The sequence below is a fragment of the Streptomyces sp. NPDC030838 genome (assembly GCF_055572035.1).
In genome coordinates this window covers 206839-218720 of record NZ_JBVIED010000015.1, presented here as the reverse complement: position 1 = coordinate 218720, position 11882 = coordinate 206839, and the positions used below count along the sequence as shown (strand labels likewise).

At 71.8% G+C, this 11882-nt stretch carries 9 protein-coding genes; 8 read left to right on the top strand and 1 reads right to left on the bottom strand.

From position 1 onward, the window contains the following. Nucleotides 1–128: 128 nt before the first annotated feature. The 3 genes from ACZ42A_RS31895 to ACZ42A_RS31885 all read left to right on the top strand — a co-directional run bounded on the left by ACZ42A_RS31895 (nucleotide 129) and on the right by ACZ42A_RS31885 (nucleotide 3196). Nucleotides 129–1031: a S1 family peptidase gene (locus ACZ42A_RS31895; RefSeq protein WP_468530775.1), complete on the top strand. Its 903-nt coding sequence runs from the start codon at nucleotides 129–131 to the stop codon at nucleotides 1029–1031. A gap of 381 nt (nucleotides 1032–1412) precedes the next feature. Beyond that, nucleotides 1413–2495, top strand: coding sequence for a S1 family peptidase (locus ACZ42A_RS31890; RefSeq protein ID WP_468530774.1), 1083 nt, complete (start codon nucleotides 1413–1415; stop codon nucleotides 2493–2495). Between the two features lie 86 nt (nucleotides 2496–2581). Beyond that, complete coding sequence (locus ACZ42A_RS31885; RefSeq protein ID WP_468530773.1) at nucleotides 2582–3196, top strand: 2'-5' RNA ligase family protein; 615 nt, start codon at nucleotides 2582–2584, stop codon at nucleotides 3194–3196. A 13-nt stretch (nucleotides 3197–3209) separates the two neighbouring features. Here ACZ42A_RS31885 and ACZ42A_RS31880 read toward each other — a convergent pair whose 3' ends face one another. After that, nucleotides 3210–3635, bottom strand: coding sequence for an ATP-binding protein (locus ACZ42A_RS31880; RefSeq protein ID WP_468530772.1), 426 nt, complete (start codon nucleotides 3633–3635; stop codon nucleotides 3210–3212). Nucleotides 3636–3885: 250 nt separating this feature from the next. Between ACZ42A_RS31880 and ACZ42A_RS31875 the strand changes: the two genes are divergently transcribed. The 5 genes from ACZ42A_RS31875 (at nucleotide 3886) to ACZ42A_RS31855 (ending at nucleotide 11865) form a co-directional block, all read left to right on the top strand. Further along, complete coding sequence (locus ACZ42A_RS31875; protein ID WP_468530771.1) at nucleotides 3886–4653, top strand: IclR family transcriptional regulator; 768 nt, start codon at nucleotides 3886–3888, stop codon at nucleotides 4651–4653. Between the two features lie 44 nt (nucleotides 4654–4697). After that, on the top strand, nucleotides 4698–6212 hold the full coding sequence (glpK, locus tag ACZ42A_RS31870; RefSeq protein WP_468530770.1) for a glycerol kinase GlpK: 1515 nt from the start codon (nucleotides 4698–4700) through the stop codon (nucleotides 6210–6212). Between the two features lie 194 nt (nucleotides 6213–6406). After that, a complete protein-coding gene (locus ACZ42A_RS31865) occupies nucleotides 6407–9865 on the top strand; it encodes a DNA polymerase III subunit alpha (RefSeq protein ID WP_468530769.1) in 3459 nt (1152 codons plus the stop codon). Continuing rightward, on the top strand, nucleotides 9862–10830 hold the full coding sequence (locus tag ACZ42A_RS31860) for a DNA polymerase Y family protein (RefSeq protein WP_468530768.1): 969 nt from the start codon (nucleotides 9862–9864) through the stop codon (nucleotides 10828–10830). The genes ACZ42A_RS31865 and ACZ42A_RS31860 overlap by 4 nt, the downstream gene beginning before the upstream one ends. Before the next feature lie 174 nt (nucleotides 10831–11004). Then, entirely contained in the window at nucleotides 11005–11865 is an 861-nt protein-coding gene (locus ACZ42A_RS31855; protein WP_468530767.1) for an esterase/lipase family protein, read from the top strand. The last annotated feature ends 17 nt before the right edge of the window (nucleotides 11866–11882 follow it).

Genomic DNA, 11882 nt, shown 5'->3' with positions numbered 1-11882 from the left:
CGAATACTCCCTCCCAGCGCTTGTCAGGGGCACGGCGTGTTCGGAATCCGGACATCCGTGCCCCCGGCTGCGCCTCACGGGCCCCGACCCCACGCGGGCCCCCAACTTCCTTTGTGGAGGAACGAAAAGTGAGGATCAAGCGCACCACCCCCCGCAGCGGCATATCGAGACGGACCCGGCTGACCGCCATCTCCGCCGGACTCGTGGCCGCAGCCGCGATCGCGGTCCCCAGCGCGAACGCGTCCGACTCCACCACGTTCAGCGCCACCGAGCTGAAGAGCGCCGGTGCCTCGGTGCTCAAGGCCGACGTCCCGGGCACCGCCTGGGCCGTCGACAGCAAGAACAACCGCGTTCTCGTGACCGTCGACAGCACGGTCTCCCAGGCCGAGATCGCGAAGATCAAGAAGCAGGCGGGCGCCAACGCCGACGCGCTCACCATCAAGCGCACGCCCGGCAAGTTCACCAAGCTGATCCAGGGCGGCGACGCGATCTACGCGAGCAGCTGGCGCTGCTCCCTCGGCTTCAACGTCCAGAACAGCAGCGGCACCCAGTACTTCCTGACCGCCGGTCACTGCACCGACGGCGCGGGCACCTGGTACTCCAACTCCGGGCGCACCACGGTCATCGGCTCGACCGCCGGCTCCAGCTTCCCGGGCAACGACTACGGCATCGTGCGGTACACGGGGTCCGTCAGCCGGCCCGGCACCGCGAACGGCGTGGACATCACCCGTGCGGCCACCCCGGCCGTGGGGACCACCGTCATCCGCGACGGCTCCACCACCGGTACACACAGCGGCCGGGTCACCGCCCTGAACGCGACCGTCAACTACGGCGGCGGCGACATCGTATCCGGTCTGATCCAGACCAACGTCTGCGCCGAGCCCGGCGACTCCGGCGGCCCGCTGTACGGCAGCAACGGCACCGCGTACGGTCTGACCTCCGGCGGCAGCGGCAACTGCTCCTCCGGCGGCACGACCTTCTTCCAGCCGGTCACCGAGGCCCTGAGCGCGTACGGCGTCAGCGTCTACTGAGCCTCTTCGCGTTCGCAGCCGGCACCACTTTCGCGAGCCCCCGCACGCAACCGCGTGCGGGGGTTTCCCCTTTGAGGCCTCCGGTGACGGAGGGACGGGGGTGAGAATCAGTCAGGACTAGACCTCACCGCACTGTGCACGGTTACTCACGCGTAGCGTTTGCAGTGCGAATTCCCTTGTCCGTTCTCCCATGAATTCCCCTTGGGCTGTGGGGTGGTGAAGGCGCGGAGGGCGCGCGGTGGTCACCGTGTGCGCGTCCTGAAGTCGACCTTGTGCGCTCCCTGTGCGGTTCGGAAGAGTGGGCGCCCGTCAACCAAGCCTTCCGGCCCGGGGCGGTCCCCACAACCGCCGCCGGGCCGACCCCCCACAGGAGGACGTGAGTTGAAGCACCGACGCATACCCAAGCGGCGGGCCGCCGCGGCAGGTGCGGGTATCGCCGCACTGGTCGCCGCGGGAGTCACCTTCCAGACTGCGAACGCCAGCGAGCCGTCGGACACCCCGGCGGTCAAGACCCTGTCCGCCGTCGCGGCCGGAAAGCTCGCCTCGACGCTGGGTCAGGACCTCGGCGCCGACGCGGCCGGAACGTACTACGACGCCCAGGCCAAGAGTCTGGTCGTGAACGTGCTCGACGAGACCGCCGCCGAGGTGGTCGAGGAGGCCGGCGCCAAGGCCAGAATCGTCGAGCACTCCCTCGCCGAGCTGAAGAGCGCCCGGACGGCGCTCAAGCAGGACGCGACCATCCCCGGCACCTCCTGGGTGACCGACCCGACCACCAACAAGGTCGTCGTCACCGCCGACCGCACGGTCTCCGCGGCCGAGTGGAAGAAGCTGACCGAGGTCGTCGACGGCCTCGGCACGGTCGCCGAACTCCAGCGCACCAAGGGAGAGTTCAAGCCCTTCATCGCCGGCGGTGACGCCATCACCGACGGCAGCGGGCGCTGCTCGCTCGGCTTCAACGTGGTCAAGGGCGGGGAGCCGTACTTCCTGACCGCCGGCCACTGCACCGAGGGCATCACCACCTGGTCCGACTCGTCCGGCAACGTCATCGGCGAGAACGAGACCTCCAGCTTCCCGGGCGACGACTACGGCCTCGTCAAGTACACCGCCGACGTCGACCACCCGAGCGAGGTCAACCTCTACGACGGCTCCTCGCAGGCCATCAGCGGGGCCGCCGAGGCCACCGTCGGCATGGAGGTCACCCGCAGCGGCTCCACCACGCAGGTGCACTCCGGCAAGGTCACCGGCCTGGACGCCACCGTCAACTACGGCAACGGCGACATCGTCAACGGCCTCATCCAGACCGACGTCTGCGCCGAGCCCGGCGACAGCGGCGGCTCGCTCTTCTCCGGTGACAAGGCCATCGGCCTCACCTCCGGCGGCAGCGGCGACTGCACCTCCGGCGGGGAGACGTTCTTCCAGCCGGTGACGGAGGCGCTGTCGGCGACGGGCACGCAGATCGGCTGATCCGACTCCGCTCGAGCGAAGTCCCGCCCCGCGCGCGAGGGGCGGGACTTTCGCATACGGCCCGCCGGCGGTGCTTCCATGGTCGTGTGAACGGGAATCCGGCCTTCGACGGGGCCGAGCCGGTGGACGCACTCGAGGTGGCGCCGACGCCCAGGACGGCGGTGGCGTGGCTGCCGCCGAGGGAGCTCTGGCCGGTGATCCAGGACATCCGCTGGGAGCACGATCCGCAGGTACGGCGGTGGCCCCCGCATGTGAATCTGCTGTTCGGCTTCGTGCCGGAGGAGGAGTTCGCGCGGGCCGTGCCGCTGCTCTCCGCCGCGGCGGCGCAGAGCGCGGCGTTCCCGGCACGCCTGGCCGGAGTGCGGTGGTTCCGGCACCGGCACTACGCGACGGTGTGGCTCGACCCGGCCGCGGCGGACCGGGCACCGTGGTCCCGTCTCCACCGGGAACTGACACTGCGGTTCCCGCTCTGCCAGGGGCGCGGCGGCCGCTTCACCCCGCATCTGTCCCTCGGCCGCAGTCAGGACCCCAAGCACCTGGCCGCCGAGTGCGCCGCCCGGCTCGGCGCGCTGTCGGCCGTGGTCGAGGAGGTGGTCGTACTCTCCCGGCGCGGCGAGGAGCCCATGCGGCCCCGGGCGGCGATCGCGCTGGGCACGGGGGAGGTGCGTCGGCCGCGGGACGGTGCGGACTGGGCCCGGTAGTGCTTCGCCGGGTTCAGACCGCGGCGAGTTCCGCCCAGCGGGTGACCCCGCCGGAGTGGACCCGTATGCCGTGGCGCGTCGCCAGGGCGTGGACGATCGCCTCGCCCCGGTTGTGCTCGTCCGGGTCGACCCCGGCCAGCGGCTGACCGGCCGGACGCGCGGGGCCGGCGTCGGTGACCTCGACCCTCAGGACCCCGTCGCCGTCGCCACACACCCACGACAGCCGCAGCTCGGCCGGGGGCCGGGCGTGGATGATCGCGTTGGTGGCCAGCTCCGACACCAGGAGCAGCGAGTCCTCGACGATCCCCGGGCACACCCTCCAGTCCGCGAGGACCGCCGCCACGCGCCGGCGTACGACCGAGACCGCGCCGGCGACGGGCGGCACCGGACACACGTGTTCGCATGCCGCCTGAAGCAGCGTGTTGAGCTGTGCCGCCATGTTTCTCTCCCGATGGTCTGTCTGCCGGCCGGGCGATCTCGGCGCCTACCGGGCTCCAAAGAAAGTTATGGACACAAATCGGGCTGGTCAATGAACAGCGGTCGGCATTACCGAACGCCCCCGCCCGCGAAGGGCACCCGCCCGGCCCCCCGAAGATCATCCGGCCGGCCAACTCGAAGATCATCCGCCCGCCTCGCGAAGGTCATCCGCCCGTGGGGCGAAGCGTCCGTGGCGGTAATAGGCTCGCCTCATGGCCGGCCCAGTCCAGTCGATCGAACGGGCGGCGGCGATTCTGCGTCTGCTCGCCGGTGGGCCCCGCCGCCTCGGGCTCGGCGAGGTGGCCTCGTCGCTCGGCCTGGCCAAGGGCACCGCCCACGGCATTCTGCGCACGCTCCAGCACGTGGACTTCGTGGAACAGGACGCGGCGACCGGAAAGTACCAGCTCGGAGCCGCCCTGTTGCACCTGGGCACCAGCTATCTGGACGTCAACGAACTGCGCTCTCGCTCTCTGAACTGGGCCGACGCGCTGGCCGCGCGCAGCGGTGAGGCGGTGCGCCTGGGGACTCCGCTGGAGGGCCGGGTGCTCATCGTCCACCACGTGTTCCGGCCGGACGACACCTTCCAGACGCTGGACGTGGGCTCCCTGCTGCCGCTGCACGCCTCCTCGCTCGGCAAGGTGCTGCTGGCCTTCGGGACCGCGACCGTGGAACCGGACCGGGAGCCGGGGCTGGAGGCGTACACCCGGCACACCCTGATCGATCCCGAGCGGCTCGCCCGGGCGCTCAACGAGGTCAGGGAAGTCGGCTGGGCCGCGGAGATCCAGGAGATGAGCATGGGCGAGGCCGGGCTCGCCGCGCCGATCCGGGGGCACGGCGGCCTCGTCGTCGGCGCCATCGGGCTGTCCGGACCGGTCGAGCGGATCTGCGACAGCCAGGGCACGCCCCGCCCGCAGCTGATCAGTCTGATCAGGGAAGCGGCCCGGGCGATCTCCAGAGACCTGGGAGCCGCCCGCTGGTAGGCCAGGACAGCCGCCCCTCGACCCGTCGGAAGGCAGACCCGATCATGGCTGAACGGTACGTAATGTCCATCGATCAGGGCACCAACTCGACCCGCTGCATCCTTTTCGACCACCGTGGGCGGCTGGTCTCGGTCGCGCAGAAGGAGCACCAGCAGCACTTCCCCCGGCCGGGGTGGGTCGAGCACGACGCCGTCGAGATCTGGCAGAACCTGCGGCGTGTCGTGCCCGAGGCCCTGTCCGACGCCGGTGTGGATTGGGGACAGGTCGCCGCCGTCGGCCTGGCCAACCAGCGCGAGACGACGGTGCTGTGGGACCGGCGGACCGGCGCCCCGCTGGGCCGGGCGATCGTCTGGCAGGACACCCGCACGGCGCCGCTCGTCGAGGAGCTGAGAGAGCGCCCCGGAGACGAGTTCTTCCTGGACCGGTGCGCCCTGCCGCCGTCGACCTACTTCTCGGCACTGCGGATCCGGTGGCTGTTCGACCACGTCAAGGGCATCGAGCAGCGCGCCAAGGACGGCGAGGTGCTGTTCGGGACGATGGAGAGCTGGCTGATCTGGAATCTCACCGGGGGTGCCGACGGCGGCCTGCACATCACCGACGCCACCAACGCCAGCCGCACGATGCTCATGAATATCCACACCCTCACCTGGGACGAAGAGCTGCTGGCCTTCTTCGGGGTGCCCCGCTCGATGCTGCCCGAGATCAGATCGTCCGCAGAGCCGTACGGCGAGGCCCGCGGGCTGCTGCCGGGTGTCTCCATCACGGCCGCCCTCGGCGACCAGCAGGCCGCCCTCTTCGGCCAGACCTGCTTCTCCCAGGGCGAGGCCAAATGCACCTACGGAACGGGCAGCTTCCTCCTGCTCAACACCGGTCGCGACCTCGTACGGTCCCGGCACGGACTCCTGACGACCGTCGCGTACCAGATCGGGGACCAGCCGCCGGTGTACGCGCTGGAGGGGTCGATCGCCGTCACCGGCGCCCTCGTCCAGTGGTTCCGCGACCGCCTGGGCCTGATCAGCAGCGCCCCGGAGATCGAGACCCTGGCGCGGACGGTCGAGGACAACGGTGGCTGCTACATCGTGCCCGCCTTCTCAGGTCTGTTCGCGCCCCGCTGGCGCAGCGACGCGCGCGGGGTCATCGTCGGCCTCACCTCCTACATCACCAAGGGACATCTGGCGCGTGCCGTCCTGGAGGCCACCGGATGGCAGACCCGGGAGGTGGTCGACGCCATGAACGCCGACTCCTCCGTCCCCCTCCAGCAGCTCAAGGTGGACGGGGGCATGACCGCGGACAACCTGCTCATGCAGTTCGTGGCCGACGTGCTCGACGTGCCTGTGGTGCGGCCCATGGTCGCCGAGACGGTCTCCCTCGGGGCCGCCTACGCGGCTGGGCTCGCCGCCGGCTACTGGCCCGGCCTGGAAGTGCTGCGCCACAACTGGCACCGGGCCGGCCAGTGGCTGCCCGCGATGGATCCCGGACGGCGGGAGGCGGAGTACGAGAACTGGCTACGGGCCGTCGAACGGTCCCTGGGCTGGGTCAGACCACCACGAGCCCCCTGACAGGCACGGCAGCGCCGGTTCCGGCTTCCTGCGGCCGGCCGCCCGTACCGTCGGCTTCGCCGCCTCACGGTCCGGAGCTGCGGACGTTTCCCCAGGTGGGAGGCGCCTGAGTGGCTGTCGTACACATGTTCGGGATTTGGTCTATGGTGGTGCTGAGCAGGTTGGGAACGGATGTTCGATAGCGGGAGGTGCGGATGCCGGGCTTCACGCATCTGCACACCGTCTCCGGGTTCTCCCTGCGCTACGGCGCCTCGCACCCGGAGCGGCTGGCCGAGCGCGCCTCCGAGCGGGGCATGGACGCCCTGGCCCTCACCGACCGCGACACCCTCGCCGGCACGGTCCGCTTCGCCAAGGCCTGCGCCCGCGCGGGCGTGCGCCCGCTGTTCGGCGCGAACCTGGCGGTGACCGCCCCCGAGCCCGGCCCCGTACGCCAGGAGCGGCGCCGCCGCACCCCCGTGCGCGGTGGCGCCTTCATCGACGAGTCGACTCCACGGGTCACCTTCCTCGCCCGCGACGGCGCCCGCGGCTGGGCCGACCTGTGCCGCCTGGTCACCGCGGCGCACAAGAGCGAAGGCACCCCCGTCCTGCCCTGGGCCGACAACCACGCCGACGGTCTGATCGTGCTGCTCGGTCCCGACTCCGACGTCGGCCGCGCCCTCGCCGCGGGCCGCCCCGACCGGGCCGCCCGGCTGCTCGCCCCCTGGCGGGAGGTCTACGGCGACGCCCTGCGCCTGGAGGCCGTCTGGCACGGCCGTACCGGCACCGGCCCCGGCTCCCTGCGGTCGGCCGCCCGGACCGTCGGCTTCGCCGCCGAGCAGGGGGTGCGCCCGGTGCTGAGCAACGCCGTGCGGTACGCCGACGCCGGGCAGGGCCGGGTCGCCGACGTGCTGGACGCCGCCCGCCGTCTGGTGCCGATCGACTTCACCAAGGAGCTGGACTCCGGTGAGGCCTGGCTCAAGGGCGCGGGGGCCATGCGGGAGGCGGCCGAGCGGATCGTGGAGGCCGCCGGGTACCGGCGCGAGGCCGCCCACCGGCTGCTGGAGCAGACCCAGGCCACGGCCGCCGCGTGCCTGGTCGACCCCGAGGACGACCTCGGCATCGGCACCGTCCACTTCCCCGAGCCGCACCTGGTCGGCGCGGACCGCCGCACTGCCCAGCGGGTGCTCGCCTCCCGGGCGGCGGCCGGCATGGTGCTGCGCGGCTACGCGGGCCGCCGCGCCTACTGGGAGCGGATGCACGAGGAACTGGACATCATCGCCCACCACGGCTTCGCCTCCTACTTCCTGACGGTCGCTCAGGTCGTCGACGACGTCCGGAGGATGGGGATCCGAGTGGCCGCGCGCGGCTCCGGCGCGGGCTCTCTCGTCAACCATCTGCTCGGCATCGCGCACGCCGACCCGGTCGAGCACCGGCTGCTGATGGAGCGCTTCCTGTCCAAGGAACGGGTCGTCCTGCCCGACATCGACATCGACGTGGAGTCCGCGCGCCGCCTGGAGGTCTACCGGGCGATCATCGACCGGTTCGGCGCCGAGCGGGTCGCGACGGTCGCGATGCCGGAGACGTACCGGGTGCGGCACGCGATCCGCGACGTCGGCGCGGCCCTGTCCATGGACCCCGCCGACATCGACCGCATCGCCAAGTCCTTCCCGCACATCCGCGCCCGCGACGCCCGCGCGGCGCTGGCGGAGCTGCCCGAACTGAAGGAACTCGCGGCGGAGCAGGAGCGGTACGGCGAGCTGTGGGAGCTGGTCGAGGCGCTGGACGCGCTGCCGCGCGGGGTCGCCATGCACCCGTGCGGCGTGCTGCTCTCCGACGCCTCCCTGCTCTCCCGTACGCCGGTGATGCCGACCAGCGGCGAGGGCTTCCCCATGGCGCAGTTCGACAAGGACGACGTGGAGGACCTGGGGCTGCTCAAACTGGATGTGCTGGGTGTGCGGATGCAGTCGGCGATGGCGCACGCGGTCGCCGAGGTGAAGCGGGTGACGGGCACCGAGGTCGACCTGGATTCGCTGCCGCCGGGCGATCCGGCGACGTACAACCTGATCCGCACCGCGGAGACCCTGGGCTGCTTCCAGATCGAGTCGCCGGGCCAGCGGGACCTGGTCGGGAGGCTCCAGCCGGCGACCTTCCACGACCTGGTCGTCGACATCTCCCTGTTCCGGCCGGGCCCGGTCGCCGCCGACATGGTGCGGCCGTTCATCGCGGCGCGGCACGGGCGGGCGCCGGTGCGCTATCCGCACCCGGACCTGGAGGGGCCGCTGAAGGAGACGTACGGGGTCGTCGTCTTCCACGAGCAGATCATCCACATCGTCGACATCATGACCGGCTGCGGGCGCGGCGAGGCGGACCGGGTGCGCCGGGGGCTGTCCGATCCGGAGTCGCAGGGGCGGATCAAGGTGTGGTTCGCCCAGCACGCGGCGGCGCGCGGCTACGACGCGGAGACGATCCAGCGCACCTGGGAGATCATCGAGGCCTTCGGGTCGTACGGCTTCTGCAAGGCGCACGCGGTCGCCTTCGCCGTACCGACGTACCAGTCGGCCTGGCTGAAGGCCCATCACCCGGCCGCTTTCTACGCCGGGCTGCTCACCCACGACCCCGGCATGTACCCGAAGCGGCTGCTGCTGGCGGACGCGCGGCGACGTGGGGTGCCGATCCTGCCGTTGGACGTGAACAAGTCGGGTGTCGCACACAGGATCGAACTGGTGTCTGAATCGCCGTCGTCTCCGGAGGTCTGGGGACTCCGGCTGGCCCTCTCCGACGTCCACAACATCAGCGAGGCCGAGGCGAAACGGATCGCCGACGGACAGCCGTACGCCTCCCTGCTCGACTTCTGGGAACGGGCGCGGCCGAGTCGTCCGCTCGCCCAGCGGCTGGCCCAGGTCGGCGCGCTGGACGCGTTCGGCGCCAACCGCCGCGATCTGCAACTGCACCTGACCGAACTGCACCGGGGCACGCGCGGCATGGGTGGCGGCGGAGGACAACTCCCCCTCGCGGGCGGCCGGAAGACCGCCCCCGCCGGGCTGCCCGACCTCTCCGCCGAGGAGCGGCTCAGCGCCGAGCTGGGCGTGCTCTCCATGGACGCCTCGCGCAACCTGATGGACGATCACCGGCCGTTCCTGCGGGAGCTGGGCGTGGTCAGCGCCCGCCGGCTGCGCGACGCCCGGCACGGGGAGACGGTGCTGGTCGCGGGCGCCAAGGCGGCCACCCAGACGCCCCCGATCCGGTCCGGCAAGCGGGTCATCTTCACCACCCTGGACGACGGCACCGGCCTGGTCGACCTCGCCTTCTTCGACGACTCCCACGACGCCTGCGCCCACACCGTCTTCCACTCCTGGCTGCTGCTGGTGCGCGGCGTGGTCCAGCGGCGCGGCCCGCGCAGCCTCAGCGTGGTGGGCGCCGCCGCCTGGAACCTCGCCGAACTGGCCGAGGTGCGCGCCGAGGGCGGCCTCGACGAGGTGGCGGCCCGGCTGGCGGCACCCGTGCCGCGGGGCGGCGACGGCGACGGCGACCCCACGCACGGCCGGCGCATCCAGCTGCCGACCGGATACGAACTCCACCCGTGGGCCGACCTGCGCCCCGCGGGCCAGGAGCCGTCACAGACACGTTCACAGGCAAGGAAGTTGTGGCACCAGAGTCCGGGGAGTGCGGGATGACCATTCTGTGCGTACGTTTCCAGCTGCCGCCGATGTACGAGGCGGCCCTGCCGGGGCTGCTCGGACTGCTGGAGGAGTTCACGCCGGTCGTCGAGGCGCTGCCGCCGGACGGGGCGCTCGCCGATCTGCGCGGCGCCGAGCGCTACTTCGGGCGCGGCGCCGTCGAGCTGGCCTCGGTGATCCGGGTCCGCGCCCTCGCCCACCACGGGATCGACTGCGTGATCGGTGCCGGGCCGGGCCCGATGCTGGCCCGGATCGCGCTGCTGGACGCCCGGCCCGGGGTGACCTGCGCGGTCCCCGAGGACGCCGTGGCGGAGTACCTCGCCGACAAGCCCGTCACCGTCCTGCCCGGCGTGGGCGCCGCGACCGCCCGCACCCTGAGCGACTACGGCCTCGACACCCTCGGCCGGGTCGCCGCCGCGCCGCTGTCCACGCTCCAGCGCCTGGTCGGCGCGAAGGCGGGCCGCGAGCTGCACGAGAAGGCGAACGGCATCGACCGCGGCCGGGTGGTCCCGAACGCCGTCACCCGCTCCCTCGCCACGGAACGCCCCTTCGACCGCGACGAACTGGACCCGGAACGCCACCGCCGCGCCCTGCTGTCGGCCGCCGAGGAGATCGGCACCCGGCTGCGCGCCGTGGACAAGGCCTGCCGCACCCTCACCCTGACCGTGCGCTACGCCGACCGCTCCGCGACCACCCGCTCCCGCACCCTGGCCGAGCCGACCGCCCACTCGGCGGCGCTGACCAAGGCGGCGTACGCCATGTACGACGCCCTCGGCCTCCAGCGCGCCCGGGTCCGCGCGATCACCCTGCGCGCCGAGGGTCTGATCCCCGCCGAACAGGCCTCCCACCAGCTCACCTTCGACCCCGCGGACGAACGCGTCCGCCGCATCGAGGAGGTCGCCGACCGCGCGCGGGCGAAGTTCGGGCCGCGCGCGGTGATGCCGGGAAGACTGGCGGCGTAGGTTGAGCCGGGCTTGACCCACCGATCAACTAGCGCTGCAAGTTTTTACTGTCGCGTAACTTCCTTTTGAGGCTACTGGTCCGTAACTTGACGTGTGAACAGCATCCCGTGATCCGGATCACAGGGCGTAAGGCAGTCGTACCTCCTTCCCCACGAGCCGTCAGGAGATCACCCGATGCTGCCCTGGAACCGAATACGCAGATCCGTGGCCGCCTTACTGCTGGCCGCCACGGTCACCCTCGTCCCCGCCACCACCGCCCACGCGACCGACGCTCCCAGCAGCGGCTGGAACGACTACTCCTGCAAGCCGTCCGCCGCCCACCCCCGCCCCGTCGTCCTGGTCCACGGCACCTTCGGCAACTCCGTCGACAACTGGCTGGGCCTCGCCCCGTACCTCGTCAAGCGCGGTTACTGCGTCTTCTCCCTCGACTACGGTCAGCTCCCCGGAGTCCCGTTCTTCCACGGGCTCGGCCCCATCGACGAGTCGGCGGAGCAGCTGGACACGTTCGTCGACAAGGTGCTCGGCGCGACCGGCGCCGCCGAGGCCGATCTCGTCGGCCACTCGCAGGGCGGCATGATGCCCCGCTACTACCTCAAGTTCCTCGGCGGAGCCGCCGAAGTGAACGCGCTCGTCGGCATCGCGCCCAACAACCACGGGACCACCCTCGGCGGACTCACCAAGCTGCTGCCCTACTTCCCCGGCGCCGAGGACCTGCTCTCCAGCGCCACCCCCGCGCTCGCCGACCAGGTCGCCGGATCCGACTTCCTCACCAAGCTCAACGAGGGCGGCGACACCGTGCCCGGCGTCCGTTACACCGTGCTCGTGACCAAGTACGACCAGGTGGTCACCCCGTACACCAGCGGGTACCTGGACGGGCCGGCCGTCGACAACGTGCTGCTCCAGGACCTGTGCCCGGTCGACCTCTCCGAGCATCTGGCGATCGGGCTGTTCGACCGGATCGCCTTCCACGAAGTGGCCAACGCGCTGGACCCGGCGCACGCCACGCCCACCACCTGCGCGTCGGCCTTCCGCTGAGTGCCGCCGGGGTCCGA